The following is a 19,773-nucleotide window of genomic DNA, read 5'->3' on the forward strand; positions in this document are numbered from 1 at the left end:
TCAAATAGTGATAGCTGCCACTTTTACCTTCGTGCGGCCGTTCTAATATTTCTTATTGGTGTTGTTTAGCTAAACGCTAATTAGCAAGCATACTTCGTTGATTGAAGCGTAAGGCGGCGACTCCAGCGGGAACAGCACGAGCTGAAAGCCCCGCAGGAACGTAGTGACGAGGAGATTGAAGCCGTGCCCGCGGAAAGCGTCCGCCTGCAGCGGAAATCATAGCGGACACTTAATTGAGCTTTTTAATGCACATTATTCCTAAACTGTGACATACCATCGATCTTATTTTCCAAAACTTAAAAAGCAGTCACCTCATTGGGGTGACTGCTTTTCTAGTTCTTCTCTTCTCATTTTCATGATCTTATCTTCTAATACTTTCGCTTTTTCAGCGTCTTTAGCTGATTTCTTTTTAAACCATCTGAAAACAAATATACAAATAACCAATAATACAAGAAATTCGAGTACTACTGGAATATATTCTGTTTTATCTTCTGGGAAATACAAATATAGGAACCCTGGTTGTAAAAAAGTAAACATCTTTACACTTCCTTACTTATTTTTGAATAATTTCGATGGATTCAATTGAAATATCTTCTACTGGTTTATCTTGTGCCCCAGTTTCAACTGCAGCCATTTGATCGACTATATCCATTCCTTCTATTACTTGTCCAAATACTGTATGCTTTTGGTCTAAATGTGGTGTTCCACCATTCTTCGCATATGCTGCTGCAATTTCTTCTGGCCATCCACCTGCTGTTAATTGCTCTACTGTTGCTGGTGGTTGAGATGATTGAACGATAAAGAACTGACTACCATTCGTATTAGGGCCAGCATTTGCCATAGATAAAGCGCCTCTTAAATTAAATAGGTTCATCGAGAATTCGTCTTCAAACTCTTCACCATAAATACTTTCTCCACCCATTCCTGTTCCAGTTGGGTCTCCACCTTGAATCATGAAATCTTGAATAATTCGATGGAAAATGATGCCTTCATAATAGCCGTTTTCCGCATGTGTTAAAAAGTTTTCGACTGTTTTCGGTGCATATTCTGGGAATAGCTTGATTTTCAAATCCCCCATAGATGTATGCATAATAACTAACGCCTCGTTTGACGCGACTTCTGCCTTTAGTTGTGGATACACGCCTATCTCTCCTTGTTGTTCTGAATTTGTATCTTCAGCTGTTTCTTGTTCCGTTACGGCTTCCTCTTTCGGTGCTTCCGTGGCAGTTTTACCACAAGCGCTCAAGAAAAAAGCAGTACATATTAAAACGAATATAAGTAACTTTTTCACGAATCATTCACCCCAAATTATTTTAACATATTAGCTCCTTATTTTCAGTGACAAAGTATCTAACTTTCTTAGTCCCTCGAAATACTCTATAATAGTATATGACTATTAAGTACGCAACAAAAAGAAAGAAGGGATTTCGATGAGCGTACAAAAGAGAAATTTTACGATCATGTGGGTTTCTAACTTTCTCGTAGCAGGCACAATGACAATGATTATGCCCTTTTTGTCATTATATTTAAACAGTATGGGTGACTTTTCTGAAGCTTATGTCCAAAAATGGGCAGGACTCGTTTTCGGAGTTACTTTTGTTACCGCTTTTTTAATGTCTCCCGTTTGGGGAAGAATTGCGGATAAATATGGGTACAAGCCTATACTCATTATTAATGGCTTCGGTATCGCAACAAGCGTTTTTTTAATGGGCTTCGTTCATTCCGTGGAAGCATTTTTTGTCCTTCGTTTATTTATGGGGATTGTTACTGGATTTATCCCTACTTCACTAGCTTTCATAAGCGCACAAACTCCAAGAAATATAGCTGGAAAAACGATGGGAACGCTACAAATGGGAAGTGTTTCTGGTACACTATTTGGCCCGGTAATGGGGGGGCTTTTAGCAGATACTTTCGGTTTTCAGTATACCTTTATCATTACCTCTTCTGCTGTTTCAATCGCTGCATTGCTCGTTGTTTTTGGTATTCGAGAAATCAAAAAAGTAAAGAATAAGAGCGATCATGAATTTTCTAGAAAAACAGTTATCTCCGGTATTTTTCACCACCGACTCATTTTAAATGTATTAATGATTACGTCAATTGTTCAAATCGGCTTATTTAGTATTCAGCCGCTCCTATCTTTATATGTTTCGCATTTAACGAATTCAACTCAAGTTGCATTACTGGCAGGAATTACATTTAGTGCAACCGGGGTCGGAAGTTTATTATTTGCTAGAACCTGGGGGAAACTTGGAGATTCAATTGGATACGAGAAAGTATTATCCGCTTTACTAATCATCGCCTTTATATTTATCATTCCTCAGGCATTCGTTACTGATTTATGGCAATTGATTGTCCTACGTTTCTTATTTGGGATTGCATCTGGTGGTCTCATTCCAATAACGACTGCATTAATACGTAGGGAAGCACCAATTGAAGTACAAGGGGAATTAATGGGCTATAACACAAGTTTCCGTTTCTTAGGGAATATTATTGGACCTATGTTTGGTGGCTTTATAAGTGGATATATCGGCATATCTTCTGTATTTTTCGTAACTGGCAGCTTATTTTTAATCGCCTTTTTCATCATTTATTTTGCAAGGAAGAAACCAATACAGGATTTTGAAGATGTATTGTTAGATGAAGAGCTTCATGCGAAAACAACGTAAAAACTAGCACACTTTCGACTAGAAAGTGTGCTATTCTTTTAACATGGATCAATAAGAGATCCATGTAGAGCCCCCGCGGATATCACAGGATCTTGTACATAAATATGCCAAGGCGGAAATGATCTAGATTATTGTGAAATGGAGTACAACAAATGCGCCAAGCAATCGGTTTTATCATCATATTACTTTGCTTTCCATTCATATGGATTTTATATTCTTATATTCACACAGAAATACAAGTAGCTAGTTCATATAAAGATAATCTCGCAGAGTCAATTCAATTATCGAGTCCATTGATTTCTTCACCTATTGTTTTCCTAGATGAACAGGAGCAGGTATTTTCAGAGGATTATGTTGAATGGCGAGAACCCCTTCCACTTGAATCCATTCCTCTATTTGCACAAGAGTTGTTCATACAAAGTGAGGATGTAGAGTTTTACAATCATATTGGATTTAACTTTAGTGCCATTTTTCGTGCGGTTTTCGTTAACGCTATTGCCAATTCAAAAGACCAAGGTGCCAGTACCATAACACAACAACTCGTCCGACTACGTTATTTAACTACCGAAAAAACGTATGAGCGAAAAGTAACGGAATTATTGTATGCGTATGAAATGGAAAAACAATCGACAAAAGAGGAAATACTATCTAATTATTTAAATGAGATTTATTTTGGGAACCAAGTTTATGGAATTGGGGCTGCTGCAACATATTATTTTAGCCAACCGTTAAATGAGTTAACGGAAGCGGAACTCGCCTTTATTAGTGCTATTCCAAATAACCCAACGTTATATGACCCTTTAGTCCATTTCGATGCAACGAAAAAAAGACAAGAGTTACTCATTGATGTATTGGTCAAAAACCAAAAGATATCTGCAACCGATGGAGAAACATTAAAAGCAGATCCAATTGTATTGCACATAAAAACGAAAACACAACTATATCCTGCCTACAGTACATACGTGTTAGAGGAATTAAAAAATCTAATCGCCTATAAAGAAGGCTTTGCAGAAAAAATAGCTTCTGCGCAAAACGAACAACAAAAAACCTTATTCGAAAAAGAACTGCAATCTCGTGTAAGTGAAATCAGTACTAAAGGAATTACCATATTTACTGCTCTCGATCCAGTTAAGCAACTAAAGGATGAAAAGTATGTTAACGACTTACTACTTAAATCGGCCGGCTTACAAGCAGCATCTGCTGTTATAAATAATGATACAAGAGAAATTACTAGTATATATGGAGGAATTAACTATAAAAAGTTCGACTTTCACCGAGCATACCAAGCAGTGAGACAGCCAGGTTCTGCTTTCAAACCATTACTTGTCTATGCTCCATTGTTTGAAACGACATCTTTAACTCCGCAAAATACGATAAATGCCGGTAAATTATGTATAGGTACTTACTGTCCTCAAAATTATGGTGGAGCGATTTTTGGGAATGTTACGATTAAACAAGCGTTTAGTTTTAGCTATAACACACCTGCTGTTCGTTTGCTCCAAACGACTGGTATCGAAACTGCATTTGATAAATTGGTACCTTTTCAATTCAACCATATAGTAAACGAGGATTATTCCTATGCAGCTGCATTAGGGGGGCTGACAAAAGGAGTTACCCCACTAGAAATGGCAGATGCATATACAAGTTTTATAAACGGGATGTATAAACCCGCGCATGCAATTCGTAAAGTTGTGGATATAGATGGCGAGACATTATATGAATGGAACGAGGAAGAACAAGAGGTTTGGTCATCTAAAACGGTACAAACAATGCGTAATTTATTACGTGATGTAGTCGCAAATGGAACAGGAAAAGGTATTTCTGTACAATCATCGTATATTGGTGCTAAAACAGGGACGACGAATGATTATGTGGATTATTGGATAGCCGGATTATCTGACACGTATACGTCTGCTGTTTGGATTGGCTATGATATGCCTAAAAACATGAAACGAATCGAATCGAAAAAAATACACCATTCCATCTTCAATCAAATTATGAGGAACGACAAAAGAAGCTACTAAACAGTAGCTTCTTTTTGAATTTTATAATAACGGCAAACTAGCGATAATTCCATTATATAGCTTGATGACTGCATAGATTATTAAAGCTAAAAATATACTCCAGACAATGATCTCGAACATGATTAACCCTACCGTCCCTAATAAGCTCATCGAATTACTCAATTTAAATACGACATAAATAAAATAAATAAATGCAGTTGCAAGAAATAGTAGAAGCAATAATTGAATTGATTGTAAACCAACAGCGGAAATTACTGATCCTACAAAAAAGATTACGTAACCGCCACGTGCTTGTGAAATAGTCTTCCCTTCAAAATCCTTTGAAAAAAATAACATCCCGATCTCATGAATCGTTTCCGCAATAAGCTTCAAAGCCGAAAAAAGCATAAAATAAACGAGTACTAAAATAATGAGCAGAAATAATTTCAGCTCTAAATCAGATAAGAACTCTCTCATTCCACTATATACACCTATGACTTTAAACAATTCAATTGCTTTATTCATCGTGTAAACAGAAAAGTTTAAACTAAATAATAAAATCGTTATTAACGGCAAAAATCCGAACACATATGGGTTTTTCATCACTATCCTCTTATTCTATAAAGTATTCAGTTTTATCATAACGAAGAGAAGATACATTCCGCAAGTAGCTGTCAATTTTTTCGTCATGCAATTACTAACCTTTTGCGATAAATTTTAGAGTTACAATCAATTACGTCTCGGCGTAATTGCGTCCAGATTTTGAATTGCGCTTTTGCCTTATTTGTTACTGGTCCAGTTGGAGGACATATGATGGGACGTGCAGCTTATTTATCTGGAGTGAAAATGTGGGATAAATCCGTTCGGAATGATCTTGCTGAAGTAGTAAAGAAAAAAAGCGAACGTAACAAATAAAAAGCTTTTGCAACCGCGACAAATTCGCGCGTTGCAAAAGCTTTTGTTTTTATTAGTAATAACCATCGTAATATGGATAATACGGATCATACGGATATGATGGGTAATATGGATATCCGCCGTAACCGTATCCTCCGTATCCGTATCCCCCATATAATGAAGAACCTAAAAGACCTCCGACTAAGCCCCCTACAAATGGACCTCCAAAGCCAAAGCCTCCAAATCGCCCAAAACCAGGACCCCTAAAACCTCCAAAGCCGGGACCTCTAAATCCGCCAAAGCCAGGACCTCTAAAACCGCCAAAGCCAGGACCCCTGAAACCGCCAAATCCTCCTCCACGAAAACGAACCATGCTTCTCCTCCTTTCCTCACAGTGTATGCCACTAGGGAAAGTGAGCCTGTGCGTTTGCCCTACTCTTCGTCTGCCATTCTTTCGATTAATGTAGCAAGCGTACGTACCATAACTCCTGTACCACCTTTTGGACCGAAGTCATATGCAGCTTTCGTATCCGACGTCCCTGCAATATCTAGATGGATCCATGGTGTATTTTCTACAAATTCACCTACAAATCCTCCGCCGAAAATCATATGACCATCGCTACCGGGTGAGTTGTTTAAATCTGCTACATCACTTTTACGAATACGTTTTTTATCATTTTCCGTTAAAGGCAATCTCCATGTAAATTCTCCTGTTTCAATTGAAGCTTCCATGAATGTTTCGAAGAATTCTTCGTCATTTGTAAGTGCACCTGTTTTATCGTATCCTAGTGCCGTAATAACTCCACCAGTTAATGTTGCAACGTCTACAATATAGTTAGCACCTTGTTGTTTTGCATATGTTACTGCATCTGCTAGCACTAATCGTCCTTCTGCATCGGTATTTAAAATTTCAATCGTTTTCCCACTCATCGATGTAATTACATCATCTGGTTTAAAAGCATTTCCAGAGATCATATTATCTGTCGAGGCAATAACTGCAATTACATTTTTGTTTGGACGAAGCTCACCAATAATTTGCATCGCACCTAATACTGCAGCTGCTCCGCCCATATCCCCCTTCATACCGACAATACCTGTTTTTGTTTTGATCGAGTAGCCGCCAGTATCAAATGTAATACCTTTCCCTACAAGTGCTACAACATCTTCCCATTTTTCTGTCGCTTGGTATTTTAAAACAAGTAATCTTGGTTCTTCTACGGAGCCTTGGTTGACAGCAAGTAAAGCACCCATCCCAAGCTCTTCGATTTCTTTCTTACCTAAAATTTCGGTTTCAAAATTATATGTATTGCCAAGTTCTCTTGCATACTCTCCTAATTGTGTAGATGTTAGGACATTGCCTGGAGTATTTACTAAAATTCTTGCTTCATTTACTGCATCCGCATAAATGGAGCCTACTTCAAAATAAGAAACTACTTCGTCACTATCCTCATCTGTTAATAGCTCAATTGCTGGTAAGTAGTAGTCCGGAACATTAGAAGATGTTTTATACCCTTCATATATAAATGAACCCATTCCAAGCCCTTCCGCAGCTAAATAAGCAACATCTCCATCTAAAATAGACTCCGTGCTAAATGATGGAATCCAAATTGCTAAAGACTCTGGTTTGCTTGCTAACAATTCTTTTCCAACAAGACCGAATGCTTCGCGAATATTTTCTTGTGTTAATTGTTTACGTTCGCCAATTCCTACAAAAAGAATTCTTTTCACTGCATCATTGTTTGCTACGGGAACTTTTACAATCTTTTTAAGTTCTGATGAAATATCCCCACTTTTCACCCATTGTGCAATATGTTCACCAAAGTTACTTAAAAAATCTTCCCATTTACTTGTGTTTTCAGCATGTTTAGAAACAGCTACAACTAGTGTTTCGGATTGAATTTCATCGAATAATACTTCATTTGTACTAATAATCATTATTTTTCCCCCTACTCATTCAGATTCATTCTTATTATATAGGAAGAAGATACATTTTTCGAATTGTATGAATGTGTTATACTGTAGTTACTCAAGTTAATCTGAAAGGCGGTGTCTACTTTGGCAATCCTCCAAAACACACCATTAATGGCTGCACTTTTTTCTATTTTCTTTGCGCAATTTGTAAAAATCCCTATTCATTTTCTAATGACAAGGAGATTAGATTGGAAATTATTCACTTCTACTGGTGGAATGCCTAGTTCTCACTCAGCTGCTGTAACTTCGCTTTGTACCGCAATTGCTTTTGAAAGTGGAATCGATTCTAACCTCTTTGCAGTTGCAACCGTATTTGCTGTTATTGTTATGTTTGACGCGACTGGTGTTCGTTTCCAAGCGGGGAAACAAGCAGTGGTCATTAACCAAATGCGCGTAGATTTTCAAAACTTTGTTACGCAAACAAAAGATTGGTCTCATATGAAAAACGAAGAAAAAATTGAAGAGTTAAAAACCCTACTCGGTCATAAACCGATCGAAGTATTTATGGGCGCGTTAACTGGAATCGCAATTTCAATCATTATTTATACGGCCATTTTATGAGAAAAGCGCAAGCGCAAGGATACTAAGTAAAAATTTTATACTTTCTTATCTATTGAAAAAAGGATGACTCCGATACGAGTCATCCTTTTAGAACATTTGATATCCATTTTTTCTTAAGAATTTAATAACAAATCCAGCTGCAATTGCCCCTACAAGTCCACTAGACAAAATAATAATATCTGCTGCATGCAGTGACACTAATTTATCTCCAAGCGCTGAGAAAGCAATTCCTGGCTTCGTGAAATAATCAAAAAAAGCAACTTCATCAATAATAAATACAACAACAATTGGATAAAGAATTGCCATAAACCATGTCATTCTAAGTAACATATTCAGTAAAAAAGCGATTCCAAAAAACATGACAAAAAATATGAGCACCGAAATGATCATTTGCACAAGCATAAAATCTCCCATAATCTATTACCTCCGTAGCATCTTTTAATAGTTTACCTTAACGGAGGAGAGTATTCAATGTACTTGTGTATTTTCACCTATTTGTCATAAAGGGATTATTTTTTCCCTGATCCATTGCAACAGTTACATGTTTCTGAACCGCCTAAGCGTAATTGAAAATAGCCTTCCCCTTTGCAATATGGACAAGTTTTTGTAACTACCTCTTTCTTCACTCTCGTCATTTACATCATCCTTTTTAATTTATTTAATATTCAGATAATATAACACGAAAGGATTTAATTGTAAATAAAGAAAACAATTTATTTATTATTTAGTTTACCCTATTTAATAAATAGCTTATAACTCGTATAACCAAAGACATCCCCCGGATTTATTCCGTCAAGTATATTAAACCCGTCCTCAAACTTCTTTTCTGCTAATTCATGGATCATAACGGAAGCATCAGCATCATGCAATAATTTGGATGGATGTATCCATTTCACTTCAAATAGCTCCGATAATTGTGCTTGAAGAATGGGATCTTTTTCGATAGGTTGCAATAGAAAAATAGCCATGTTATCGCTAATCTTATTTTGGATAACACCACTTCTAAAACCAATCATATGTTGAACTATACACTCCACTCCAGTCTCTTCCTTAACTTCTCTTAAGACGGCTTCATCTACAGTTTCGTCATTGTTGACAAATCCCGCCGGAAGTGACCATCTTCCATTAAGTCCGCCATATCTTTTTTTCACCACAAGCCATTCACCTGTCTCATTTATAACTAAACCAGCTACACCTAGCCATATATTTCCTCGTTCTAATTTCGCCATGTATAAACCCCCCTTTAAAAAAAGCGCAAGCGCCTATGTCTACCCCGACAGGCAAATGTGACGAGAAGGTACCAAAAAAGTACGCCACATCCTGTAGCAACGGATGATGACCCGCATCGTCCGGGCACAGGAGGCAGCTCCTCAGCCACTAAAAGCGATTTTGTTTGCGACAAGCTTGCGCAGAAGCAGCTTTTTCACATTTGTCCCCGTGGGGTAAGGCGCTGGAGCTAAATCGATACTATATAAAATGTATTAACTTTCTTATTTTTAAAAAAGCTCCCACCTTTAAATTAGGGGGGAGCTAATAATATTTATATATTATAAACTAAATTTACCTTTTTTCAATACGAGTGGAACTCCACCGATCATGTAAAGCGCACGGTTATCAATAACTTTTTTCATAATGGAAGCTTTTGTTCCCGTAAGCTTTCTACCCATTACATCTCCGATTGCATCATGCTCACCTAGTGAACATACTGCTCCTTTTAGAGCAGGTACAAACTCTTCTGTATCATTGCCTTTAATTAGAGCAACAATATTTTTTGCTATAGTTACAGCTTGTTGCATAGCAATTTGTGCAGTAGGAGGATATGGACGATTAATCTCTTCATTGATCATAAGCGCACAGTCTCCAACGATAAATACATCTGGGAATCCAGGAGCACGCATGTCTTTTTCTACTTTAACGCGAGCACGCATATTTTCAATGCCAGATGATTCGATTAAGCGATTTCCGCGAACGCCAGCTGCCCATACAACAGTACCAGCTGTGATGAATTCGAATTCGTCTTCGCCTTTTTTAATCTTAACGCCTTCTGGAGTTGCTTCTACTACTGGTGTTCCAATAGAGAATTCAATCCCTTTAGCTTCTAATCGTCTAACAGCGTACTCTACCAATTCAGGGTCAAAGCCAGGTAGTACCATTGGCGCAGCTTCTACACATACAACACGTACTTTTTCTTTTGGTACGTCGTATTCTTTGCATAGTTCAGGTATGCGGTTTCCTAATTCACCTAAAAACTCTATACCAGAAAATCCTGCTCCACCTACAACAATCGTTAAACGCGTATCGTCTTGCACATCATCAGTTGACCAGTTAGCAAACTGATATTCAATATGGTCACGAATTTGACGAGCAGCATTTACATTTGCAATTGAAAGCGCATACTTGTCCAAGCCAGGAATTCCGAAAGTTTCTCCTTCAAAACCTAAACCAATTACTAGGTAGTCATATGTATACTCACCAGCACTTGTTGCTACTTTCTTTGTATTTACATCAATTGCATCAACTGTTGCTTTTACAAAAGTTACTTTGCTTGCGTTAATGACACTTTTTACATCGTATCGAACTTGTTCCGGACGTAATGTACCTGCAGAAGCTTCGTGTAACCATGTAGATTCATAATGGTAATCATTTTTATTTACAAGAATAATATCTGCTTCATCTGTTCCTACTAATTTCTGAAGGTTCACTACAGTAGTTAATCCACCGTATCCTGCACCTAATACTAGAATTGTTGGTCTTTTCAAGAAAATCGCAACCACCTTTTATATATTTTAGAAGACCTTTAAGACACAAATTATTAGTCATTTTAACGTTTTCGTTTGTCTAATTTGCGACAGAAACCTCTTAACTCTTATATTATCCCTTTTACCATGCTATTTCAATACATTGTTAGCGGAATGTTAAGTTAAAATTTACAGAAAACTAATATAAAAGAGAGCATTTTCCAGTTGAAGAAAATGCTCTCTCCTTTTTTTTAACAATTTTCAGGAGTACCAGCTTTTTTTGCCGTTCTAAATGAAGTTCCACAGCCACAGGATGCGATAGCATTTGGATTGTCTATCGTAAAGCCACCACCCATTAAGGACTCTTTGTAATCTATTGTCGTTCCATTTAATATCGAAGCATCCTCTTTAGATACTACAATATTAATCCCATGTTGTAAAAGTTCTATATCATCTTCCTTTTTTTCATGTTCAAAACCCATTCCATAAGAAAGACCGCTACATCCACCACCATTTACCGAAACGCGAAGCATAGCTCCTTCTTCGCCATTATGCGTCATCATTTCTTTTATGCGGTAAGCTGCCGCTTCAGATATAATCACTACTTCTGTCATCTGAATCACCATTCCTTCCTTTGTTATATCATAGCAGTGTTTTTACTATCTAGACAAGGGAAACTACTTGAATCTATTTTAATATATGTGATTTTTATTATCTCGCATTCAAGAGAACTATAAAGTATAATGGAACTAGGGGCAAGTTGGATGAAAAGAGGTTTTTTTATGGAAATTACTCCATATTATCAAAAAAGTATTGAATGCTTACACTGCAAAAAACAATTTAAAACGACTAAAGTCCGATCTAAATTTGTCAAAGTAGATTCTTATACTTCAGATTTTCAACCCATCTATCAAAATAAGGAAATAAATCCTTTACTTTATAATATATTCGTTTGTAATCATTGCGGATTTTCATTTACAGAAGAGTTCTCCAAATACTTTGCACCTGGTATGAATGACGAAATTCAAAAAAAAATTGCAAACAAATGGGTTCCACGTTCATATGGAAATGAGAGAAGTATAGATGATGGCATTAACACATACAAACTAGGCATCTTTTGTGGGACTATTAAAAAAGAGAAATCCATCAATATTGCTGGTTTAGCACTCCGTACTGCTTGGTTATACCGTTTGCAACAAAAGCATGCAGATGAACGACGCTTTATCGGAATAGCAAGAGATCGCTATGCTGATTCCTATTCCAGCGGAGATTTTAGTGGAACGCAAATGTCTGAAACGAGAGTGCTCTACTTAATTGCAGAGTTATCCCGAAGAATTGGAGATGTGGAATACGCGATACGTTACTTTTCGAAAGTAATTGAAAAACAAAGTACATCACTTGAGCCTAAAATTGTAGAAATGGCAAAAGATCGTTGGCAAGAAATTCGGGACAATAAGAACAAAAGCGCAAGCGCCTATCTCTGCCCCGACAGGCAAATGGGACGGGAAGGCATCCTAAGCACGCCACATCCTGTGGCAACGGATGCATGACCCGCATCGTGCGTGCCCAGGAGGCAGCTCCCCAGCCACCACAGCTTTTTCACATTTGACCCCGAGGGGCAACGTTCTTCTGCGACGAGCTGTGCGCAGGAGCACATGGTTTTACTGCGACGAGCTTGCGCAGGAGCACATGGTTTTACTGCGACGAGCTTGCGCAGGAGCAAGGCGCTGGAGTCTGGACGTAGAAGCTCTTGTAGAAAGTTATCCACATATTAGAATTTTATTTTTCTAAGCAAAGAAAAAGAAGCCCTTTATTAATAACAGTTTCCTATCGCAAACATTAAAAATGTAATGTAAAATGACTATCAAATTGTGCATAGATTTGATAGTCATTTTTTTGTTGCTACTTGGAGACTTTTGTTTAGATTTTTTATTGAAACTTATACAGTGCCAGTTTGTTTAATAAAGAATAAAAATGTTGATGTTTTTGTGTTACAATTTTTATGAATACTAAATTTACAAAAGGACATATAAACATGAATAATATTAAATATATCAAATCTTATTTTCTTATGTTTCCAGCTATCTTTATAGGAACTATTGCAATGATATCATTTGGTGTGACTTCGAGTATTTGGATTCAAAACATAATAATTTGGATATTAGGAACCGTTTTGGGTTCTATTTTTTTAATTAGGACAAAGGAAAGAAAAATTAGTAAAGGTAATTTTAGTAATATTATTATAATAGCTTTATTAGTTTTACCATTTTTGTTTAAAGATTTAGATGGAGTTCATCGATGGTTATCCTTTGGACCAATTAAACTATATATAGCAAGTATTATTTTGCCTTTATTAATTATTCATTTATGGAAATTCGCAATAAACAATCGTGGACGCTATGTAATATTGCTATTTCATCCAGATGCAGGTCAATTAACTGCATTTGCATGTGCGATTGTAATAATCTCGTGGAAAAAATTAGTAATTGGATGATAAAGTTACTAAGTATTACAATTACAGCAGTCTTGGTTATCGTTTCGTGGGTTTTTCTCGATGATTTAGCACCAGTTCCTTATGTTGAACATATTATTCTTTTAGTTGCGGACCTGGGGAATATCTGGTTCATTATAGGTATTTTCTCTCTTATATTATTACTATATCCATTCTTTTTTTACGGTAAAAAAAATATCATTTCTTTATCATTAGGGGTTTACTTTCTAACGACAATGTTGGTAACTTTATTTGGTAATTTCCCAATGCCAATTATGGGATATGGGACATCACCTGTTATCGGTTACTTAATTGCTATCACGTGGCTTAATAAAAACAAATAAAAATTCTGTTTAGAAAGTTATTAGACAAAATGGGGATTTAGTGAAATAACTGTTGAAAATAAATATATGGTATAGCTCCGTTTATTTAAGTGGGAAATTTATTTTTATATACAAAAAGCACCGCAGTTGCGGTGCAATTAGTTGTATATTTTCAATTAAAATACTTGTTCTACTTCCACTACTCCAGGTACTTCTTCTAAAAGAGCGCGTTCAATACCTGCTTTTAATGTAATTGTCGAACTTGGGCAAGTTCCGCAAGCCCCTAGAAGGCGTAGCTTTACAATACCGTCTTCTATGTCTACAAGCTCACAGTCTCCCCCATCACGTAGTAAAAATGGGCGCAATTTATCTAAAACTTCTTGTACTTGTGCATTCATTGTATCAGTCATATCTATCGACTCCTTTCATTATAATCATTATAATATCAGTAAGGGAAAAAATCCAATAAAGAATTCGAAGGAGCTAAATGATGATGAAACCTCAAGCGTTAAATATAGAAATTTATGGTGCCGATATAGTGTGCGCCAGTTGCGTAAATGCGCCATCCTCCAAAGATACTTACGAATGGCTTCAAGCAGCAATTGACCGTAAATTTCCAGCAAATGAAGTAACGTTTACGTATATTGATATTGAGCAGCCAATTGAGAATGAGAAACAACAAGATATTGCAAACCGAATCGCAGAAGATGAGTTTTTCTATCCACTTGTTATGATTAATGAAGAAGTGATCGGTGAGGGCTATATTCAGCTAAAACCAGTATATGCAGCACTAGAGAAATATGGGTATGTCACTGAAATAGAATAATAGAATTTCTCATTTGATGAGGAATTGATCAGTGTTCGTTGCTAAAATAAAAACTTCGAAACAGCGTTTTATCGGCGCGCTTCGAAGTTTTTTCATTATCCGTTATGTCGTTTATACATCCACAGCAATCCTGATTTCATTAGTCTTGCAATACGACCTGTAACTGAAATATCTGCCATGTAAGCAAATCCTTGCTTCTTCCCAAGAGATCCCATAAAACCTTTTAACTTAATTTCTGGCATTTCTTCAGGAAGCGGTAAACCTCTCCAACGGGCTTGTAAAACTTTGACTATTTGCTCCGCTTGTTCTTCCGCTAATTGAGCACTTGGAGCAAAAGGTAGAGATGCACAATCTCCTAAAACGAAGACGTTCTCGTAATTTGGTAAATCATGATATGGCGTTAATATAGCCCGACCAGAATTATCTTTTTCACCTGGTAATGCACGCACTGTAGCTGCTGGTTGGATACCTGCAGTCCATACAACCACATCTACAGGGATAACCTCTTCATGATTATACAATTTATTTGGTTCTACTTTTGTTATATTTGAATTACTAACTACTTCTACATCGTTTGAATCGAACCACTTTTGCACATAGTTACTCAAACGTTCTGGGAAATCTCTTAAAATACGAGGGCTGCGATCAAATAATTTAATTCTTAAATCGGGACGACTCTCGCGAAGTTCACTAGCTAACTCTATTCCACTTAATCCTGCACCGACAATTCCTACGATTGACCCAGCAGAAAGTCCGCCGATCTTCGTGTATGTGTCACGAGACCGTCCAATCGTCTGAATACTATACGTAAATTCATCCGCACCAGGTACCCCATGATACTTATCTTCACAACCCAGTCCAATAACAAGGTCATCGTAAGAGACCACTTGACCATCTGCTAATAATACTTGTTTGCCTTCTACATCAATTTCCGTAATTTCTCCATACTTAATCGTTAATTTATCACTTTCTGGGAATCCCACACGAACTTCATGATCAGAGGATGTTCCAGCAGCTAATGAATAAAATTCGGTTTTTAAACTGTGAAATGGTGTTCGGTCAATTAAGGTGATTTCTACATCAAGCGGTAAATTATTCGGCAACATACGCGACAATACCCGCATATTCCCATATCCTCCACCTAATAATACTAATTTTCGCATAATAATATCCCTCATCTCTCAATGTCATCTAAAATTATAAATGATTGTGATGCTTTTCACAAGGGAGCTTCTAAATTGACGGATAACGAAAAAAGGAGTAGCATGATTTTGTAGTGAGGTGACAGCTATGAATCCTATGGTTGAATTTTGTATAAGCAACCTTGCAAATGGTTCTCAAGAAGCTTTTGAAATTTTAGAACAAGATCCTAACTTAGATGTACTTGAATATGGCTGCCTCAGTCATTGTTCACTTTGCTCCGAAACTTTACTCGCAATCGTAAATGGAGATGTAGTCGAAGGGGATTCTCCAGAAGATCTTGTGAAAAAAATATATGCATACATTGAAGAAAATCCGCTATTCTAATAGTGGATTTTCTTCTTTTTTTATTCTATCCAATCATGTAATGATTCTAAACAATAAGTCGGTTGCTCATTTTTTCTTTGAACTTCCTCTGTTCGATTCACCCCACTATTCACATGCGCCGTATGAATGCCCATATGAATACCAGTTAAAATATCCGTTAGATAATTGTCTCCAATCATAATCATCTCTTCTTTTTTATACCCGTATTTCTTTTGTATAAACTCTAGCATAAATGGTTGTGGTTTTCCTACAAATAATGGCTCGACACCCGTAGAGTGCTCGACTAATTTTGTAAAAGCTCCATTGCCCGGTATTAATCCCCTTTCATCTGGAAAAGCATGATCACTATTTGTCGAGATAAACGCTGCTCCTGCTCGAATAGAAAGACATGCAGTTGCAAGCTTCTCATAATTAATAGCGCGGTCAATTCCCATCACTACTACATCCGCAATATCCTCTGTCCGAACTACATGTTTAGCGTCCAGTGCATCTTGTAATCCATTTTCCCCGATCATATACACCGATTTACCTTGAAAATGTTCCTCGATATAATTCGCAGCAGCAATTGAGGAAGAGATAATATGGTCTATATCTACATGAATATCCATCTTCGCAATTTTTTCTTGCAGTTGTTTCTGAGTCATCGAAGAATTATTCGTTACAAAAAAGGGCTCGATACCATTGTTTTGTAAATAATGAACAAAATCCACAGCTTCTTTAATAGGTGTTGTCCCTCTATACACTGTTCCGTCTAAATCCAAGAAATAAGCTTTATAATTTAACATTGGAATCCTCTGGTAAAAAAGCAGAGACAGGCCCTAATTCATGGAGCAAATAACTTTCTACATGGCCAGGGAATTGTTTTAAATAAGCTAAATTCGTAACGAGTATTTGTTCTAATTTCTTATGATCAACTGCATAAAAGTGACGTACTAGTTCTTTTCTAAATTCAATTACTTCTTTTAATGGAGCATCCATTTCTTGTGGAATAACTTTTTCATCCGTTAAAATATCGATAATATCATCATAACCACCAGGATCACGCATAATAAACCCGTCAATCATTGAATTTCCTACATCAATGATGGATTCAATCATATTATGACCTACGCGCTCTAGAGCTAATTTAGCTAGTTCGTCCGAATGCCAATCTGTTTTACCTTCTATTAGTGTTAGTAACTTATTCATATGTGCGATTGTCTCAGCAATTTTTTTTCGATCTACAAAATACATTTGAAAGCCTCCTGAGTCATGTTCAGTTGATATATACCTCACTTCTATAGTACCATAATTCGTAGTAAGGAAGGAGTGTCACTAGATGGAGCGATTTTTTTTATATGATGATGTGGAAGATACAAAAACGAGATTCGTAGGTTTTACAGGGGATTCCCAAAGATATGATTTAGCTATCTTACAAAGCTCTCGTTTTTTTGGAAAAGTGCTTGTAATGGATATTCAATATGGTAGAGCAGCAATACTCGGACCAGACGATTTAGAAGAACCAGGCTATCTAGAGCATGTTTATAATAGAACGGAAGTAGAAGCAGAAGAATTAAGAGATTACTTAAGAGAATTACTAAACTAAGAAAAGTGTTGCGCAATATAGGTATACTGCGTCTTAGTGAGTCTAAATGAAGTGACCGCAATGATTTTCGCTGCAGGCGGACGCTTTCCGCGGGGCGGGCGGTGAGCCTCCTCGTTGCTTTGCTCCTGCGGGGTCTCACCTGTCCCGCTTGATCCCGCAGGAGTCGCCGCCTTGCGCTGCAATCGATGGGAATCTCTTGCTAATTTGGTATCTGCAATTATCAGAGATTTAAATTGATTAGGTCTACTACGCAATATTTATTAAACCTAAATAGAAAATGCTGTCTTAAAATATGTGAAGCTTTTTGCAGGATAAAGTTCGAATTATCCAACCATCTATCGGAAAATCATTGTCGTTTTAATCCAAGTAAACTTATTATTTTAAGATTTAATTGCTTTCACCAGTGATTTGGTTGCTCTCGTGCTGAATTTAGTTCCTTTCAGTGACTGGTTTGTTGCTCATAGCCATCTACTGGATTTATTATTAGCAATACTACATAAGATTGAATTGAAAGTAGTGACCCTAATTAGTTAGCAAATATTGTGGATTGAAGCGAAAGGGCGGCGACTCCAGCGGGAATAGCGTTAGCCGAAGACCCCGCAGGAGCGCAGCTCCGAGGAGGCTGAGGCAACGCCCGCGGAAAGCGTCCGCCCTGTAGCGGAAATCTAAGCGGATACCGCCTTACGACGCACTCTGTCTATTACGCGAAGCCATAAGATGACTCAGTCGCAACTTTGTCTCGCTTGCATACAATATTTTATTAAACGAGCGGTAAGCTTCGGAAACAAATTTATTACCTAATAAAAAACCTAGAGTAAGATCATAAATGATCCTGCTCTAGGTTTTCTTGTATTGTTTCATCTATTACGGTCTTTTTTACTTTCGGTGCAACTCCCGTTTTTTTAATCAGAAAATACGCACAGCCGAAATTGCAATACTCATACAAATAATCTTTCATCGTACTTATTTTCGTATCAAATGTCGATTTATGATTTCGATCTTCAAAAAATCCTTTTAGACGAAGCTGGCCATATCCCCAGTCACCCATTATATAGTCGTACTTCGAGAGAATCTCACTATATCGATCCATAAAAGCATCTTCTTTATATGCATCTCGGTAATTTTCTATAATTTCATATGTAAAACCTTCTGCAACTATCATTCAATCACCATCCATTAGCTATTTTGAGTAGCTAGAAGTTCCTCACCTTGTGCTTGTCTTTGTTTCGCTGCAGCATTTACTTGCTCATCTGCATGATAGCTACTTCTTACAAGTGGACCTGCTTCACAATGAGAGAAACCTTTACTCATTGCAATTTTACGTAATTCCCCAAACTCAGCAGGTGAATAATATTTTAGAACAGGTAAATGCTTTTTCGTTGGTTGTAAATATTGACCAATCGTCATAATATCTACATTGTTTGCACGAAGATCATCCATTACTTCTATTATCTCTTCATGTGTTTCCCCTAAACCTAACATTAACGAAGACTTCGTTGGGATAGATGGTTGCATTTCTTTAGCACGACGCAGTAGTTCAAGCGAACGATCGTATTTTGCTCTTGCACGAACTCTTGGAGTTAATCGACGAACTGTTTCAATATTATGGTTCAAAATATCTGGTTTTGCATCCATTATGTTTCGGATATTTTGTTCAATTCCTCCCATATCAGAAGGCAGTACTTCGATTGTCGTAAATGGATTTTTGCGACGGATTGCACGAATGGTTTCGGCAAAAACTTCTGAACCGCCATCTTTTAAATCGTCACGCGCTACCGCTGTTACTACTACATGTTTTAGATTCATTATAACAACAGAATCTGCAACGCGTTCCGGTTCTGCTAAATCTAATTCATTTGGTAGGCCTGTTTTAACCGCGCAGAAACGACAAGCACGAGTACAAACTGCCCCTAAAATCATAAAAGTAGCAGTTCTTCGAGAACCCCAACATTCATGAATATTCGGACATCTTGCTTCTTCACAAACTGTATGTAAATTATTTTCGCGCATTAATTTTTTTAGACCCTTATAGTCTTCATTCGTATTGAGTTTTATTTTTAACCAATCTGGTTTGCGTTGATGCTCTGATTTCGGTGGTTTACACGATGTCACTTGTACCTACTCCATTCTTCATAAACTGACTACACTGTTGTCAATGTACCATATTATTAGAATTCAAACAACCTTC

26 protein-coding genes are annotated in these 19,773 nt (G+C 37.1%); 10 read left to right on the plus strand and 16 right to left on the minus strand.

What is annotated here, in order from left to right; translation table 11 throughout:
* Positions 1-312: 312 nt before the first annotated feature.
* Together BMZ04_RS10750 and BMZ04_RS10755 are read right to left on the minus strand one after the other, a co-directional pair.
* On the minus strand, positions 313-537 hold the full coding sequence (locus tag BMZ04_RS10750; protein ID WP_093269706.1) for a hypothetical protein: 225 nt from the start codon (positions 535-537) through the stop codon (positions 313-315).
* A 16-nt stretch (positions 538-553) separates the two neighbouring features.
* Positions 554-1,291, minus strand: coding sequence for a peptidylprolyl isomerase (locus BMZ04_RS10755; protein WP_304442097.1), 738 nt, complete (start codon positions 1,289-1,291; stop codon positions 554-556).
* A 139-nt stretch (positions 1,292-1,430) separates the two neighbouring features.
* On the opposite strand from BMZ04_RS10755, the gene BMZ04_RS10760 reads away from it, so the two are divergent.
* Positions 1,431-2,666, plus strand: a complete 1,236-nt coding sequence (locus BMZ04_RS10760) for an MFS transporter (RefSeq protein ID WP_093269711.1) — start codon at positions 1,431-1,433, stop codon at positions 2,664-2,666.
* A gap of 152 nt (positions 2,667-2,818) precedes the next feature.
* Positions 2,819-4,690: a transglycosylase domain-containing protein gene (locus BMZ04_RS10765; protein WP_093269714.1), complete on the plus strand. Its 1,872-nt coding sequence runs from the start codon at positions 2,819-2,821 to the stop codon at positions 4,688-4,690.
* Between the two features lie 21 nt (positions 4,691-4,711).
* On the opposite strand, the gene BMZ04_RS10770 is transcribed toward BMZ04_RS10765, so the two are convergent.
* Positions 4,712-5,272, minus strand: coding sequence for a DUF5366 family protein (locus BMZ04_RS10770; protein WP_093269717.1), 561 nt, complete (start codon positions 5,270-5,272; stop codon positions 4,712-4,714).
* Positions 5,273-5,431: 159 nt separating this feature from the next.
* On the opposite strand from BMZ04_RS10770, the gene BMZ04_RS10775 reads away from it, so the two are divergent.
* Positions 5,432-5,584, plus strand: a complete 153-nt coding sequence (locus BMZ04_RS10775; RefSeq protein WP_255367894.1) for a cation:proton antiporter — start codon at positions 5,432-5,434, stop codon at positions 5,582-5,584.
* Between the two features lie 52 nt (positions 5,585-5,636).
* Here the strand turns inward: BMZ04_RS10775 and BMZ04_RS10780 are convergent, their stop codons facing one another.
* Positions 5,637-5,936, minus strand: a complete 300-nt coding sequence (locus BMZ04_RS10780; protein WP_093269723.1) for a hypothetical protein — start codon at positions 5,934-5,936, stop codon at positions 5,637-5,639.
* Between the two features lie 59 nt (positions 5,937-5,995).
* Complete coding sequence (locus BMZ04_RS10785) at positions 5,996-7,498, minus strand: leucyl aminopeptidase (protein WP_093269726.1); 1,503 nt, start codon at positions 7,496-7,498, stop codon at positions 5,996-5,998.
* A gap of 120 nt (positions 7,499-7,618) precedes the next feature.
* Between BMZ04_RS10785 and BMZ04_RS10790 the strand changes: the two genes are divergently transcribed.
* Entirely contained in the window at positions 7,619-8,095 is a 477-nt protein-coding gene (locus BMZ04_RS10790; RefSeq protein WP_177184409.1) for a divergent PAP2 family protein, read from the plus strand.
* Between the two features lie 87 nt (positions 8,096-8,182).
* Here BMZ04_RS10790 and BMZ04_RS10795 read toward each other — a convergent pair whose 3' ends face one another.
* The 5 genes from BMZ04_RS10795 to BMZ04_RS10810 all read right to left on the minus strand — a co-directional run bounded on the left by BMZ04_RS10795 (position 8,183) and on the right by BMZ04_RS10810 (position 11,447).
* Positions 8,183-8,509 (minus strand): YuiB family protein, encoded by a 327-nt coding sequence (locus BMZ04_RS10795; RefSeq protein ID WP_177184410.1) that lies wholly within the window; start codon positions 8,507-8,509, stop codon positions 8,183-8,185.
* Positions 8,510-8,604: 95 nt separating this feature from the next.
* Positions 8,605-8,730 (minus strand): YuiA family protein, encoded by a 126-nt coding sequence (locus tag BMZ04_RS22375; RefSeq protein WP_177184411.1) that lies wholly within the window; start codon positions 8,728-8,730, stop codon positions 8,605-8,607.
* Positions 8,731-8,829: 99 nt separating this feature from the next.
* Positions 8,830-9,324 (minus strand): NUDIX domain-containing protein, encoded by a 495-nt coding sequence (locus tag BMZ04_RS10800; RefSeq protein ID WP_093269733.1) that lies wholly within the window; start codon positions 9,322-9,324, stop codon positions 8,830-8,832.
* A gap of 318 nt (positions 9,325-9,642) precedes the next feature.
* A complete protein-coding gene (locus tag BMZ04_RS10805; protein WP_093269737.1) occupies positions 9,643-10,854 on the minus strand; it encodes an NAD(P)/FAD-dependent oxidoreductase in 1,212 nt (403 codons plus the stop codon).
* A gap of 230 nt (positions 10,855-11,084) precedes the next feature.
* Positions 11,085-11,447, minus strand: coding sequence for a HesB/IscA family protein (locus tag BMZ04_RS10810; protein ID WP_093270672.1), 363 nt, complete (start codon positions 11,445-11,447; stop codon positions 11,085-11,087).
* Between the two features lie 150 nt (positions 11,448-11,597).
* On the opposite strand from BMZ04_RS10810, the gene BMZ04_RS10815 reads away from it, so the two are divergent.
* From BMZ04_RS10815 to BMZ04_RS22810, 3 genes are all read left to right on the plus strand, one after another.
* Entirely contained in the window at positions 11,598-12,383 is a 786-nt protein-coding gene (locus BMZ04_RS10815) for a DUF2225 domain-containing protein (RefSeq protein WP_255367896.1), read from the plus strand.
* Positions 12,384-12,835: 452 nt separating this feature from the next.
* Positions 12,836-13,327 carry a hypothetical protein gene (locus BMZ04_RS22805; RefSeq protein ID WP_255367897.1) on the plus strand — a complete coding sequence of 164 codons (492 nt, stop codon included), beginning with the start codon at positions 12,836-12,838 and terminating at the stop codon, positions 13,325-13,327.
* A complete protein-coding gene (locus BMZ04_RS22810) occupies positions 13,324-13,668 on the plus strand; it encodes a hypothetical protein (RefSeq protein WP_255367898.1) in 345 nt (114 codons plus the stop codon). Before BMZ04_RS22805 ends, BMZ04_RS22810 begins: the two co-directional genes overlap by 4 nt.
* A 155-nt stretch (positions 13,669-13,823) precedes the next feature.
* On the opposite strand, the gene BMZ04_RS10825 is transcribed toward BMZ04_RS22810, so the two are convergent.
* Positions 13,824-14,057, minus strand: coding sequence for a NifU family protein (locus BMZ04_RS10825; protein ID WP_093269744.1), 234 nt, complete (start codon positions 14,055-14,057; stop codon positions 13,824-13,826).
* Positions 14,058-14,140: 83 nt separating this feature from the next.
* On the opposite strand from BMZ04_RS10825, the gene BMZ04_RS10830 reads away from it, so the two are divergent.
* Positions 14,141-14,473, plus strand: coding sequence for a YuzD family protein (locus tag BMZ04_RS10830; RefSeq protein WP_093270676.1), 333 nt, complete (start codon positions 14,141-14,143; stop codon positions 14,471-14,473).
* Positions 14,474-14,568: 95 nt separating this feature from the next.
* Here BMZ04_RS10830 and BMZ04_RS10835 read toward each other — a convergent pair whose 3' ends face one another.
* Positions 14,569-15,636 (minus strand): NAD(P)/FAD-dependent oxidoreductase, encoded by a 1,068-nt coding sequence (locus tag BMZ04_RS10835; RefSeq protein ID WP_093269747.1) that lies wholly within the window; start codon positions 15,634-15,636, stop codon positions 14,569-14,571.
* Positions 15,637-15,763: 127 nt separating this feature from the next.
* Here BMZ04_RS10835 and BMZ04_RS10840 point away from each other — a divergent pair, with 127 nt between their 5' ends.
* The gene (locus BMZ04_RS10840) at positions 15,764-16,000 is read left to right on the plus strand and encodes a YuzB family protein (protein ID WP_093269753.1); all 237 of its coding nucleotides are present in this window, start codon (positions 15,764-15,766) and stop codon (positions 15,998-16,000) included.
* 20 nt (positions 16,001-16,020) lie between these two features.
* On the opposite strand, the gene BMZ04_RS10845 is transcribed toward BMZ04_RS10840, so the two are convergent.
* The gene (locus BMZ04_RS10845) at positions 16,021-16,785 is read right to left on the minus strand and encodes a TIGR01457 family HAD-type hydrolase (RefSeq protein WP_093269756.1); all 765 of its coding nucleotides are present in this window, start codon (positions 16,783-16,785) and stop codon (positions 16,021-16,023) included.
* Positions 16,772-17,233, minus strand: coding sequence for a DUF86 domain-containing protein (locus BMZ04_RS10850; RefSeq protein ID WP_093269759.1), 462 nt, complete (start codon positions 17,231-17,233; stop codon positions 16,772-16,774). Before BMZ04_RS10850 ends, BMZ04_RS10845 begins: the two co-directional genes overlap by 14 nt.
* An 85-nt stretch (positions 17,234-17,318) precedes the next feature.
* Here BMZ04_RS10850 and BMZ04_RS10855 point away from each other — a divergent pair, with 85 nt between their 5' ends.
* A complete protein-coding gene (locus tag BMZ04_RS10855) occupies positions 17,319-17,585 on the plus strand; it encodes a DUF3055 domain-containing protein (RefSeq protein ID WP_093269763.1) in 267 nt (88 codons plus the stop codon).
* Between the two features lie 820 nt (positions 17,586-18,405).
* On the opposite strand, the gene BMZ04_RS10865 is transcribed toward BMZ04_RS10855, so the two are convergent.
* Positions 18,406-18,747, minus strand: coding sequence for a YutD family protein (locus BMZ04_RS10865; protein ID WP_093269772.1), 342 nt, complete (start codon positions 18,745-18,747; stop codon positions 18,406-18,408).
* Positions 18,748-18,761: 14 nt separating this feature from the next.
* Complete coding sequence (gene lipA, locus BMZ04_RS10870; protein WP_093269775.1) at positions 18,762-19,697, minus strand: lipoyl synthase; 936 nt, start codon at positions 19,695-19,697, stop codon at positions 18,762-18,764.
* Positions 19,698-19,773: the final 76 nt, after the last annotated feature.

Origin of the sequence: Psychrobacillus sp. OK032 (assembly GCF_900111345.1) — a bacterium.
GTDB lineage: Bacteria > Bacillota > Bacilli > Bacillales_A > Planococcaceae > Psychrobacillus.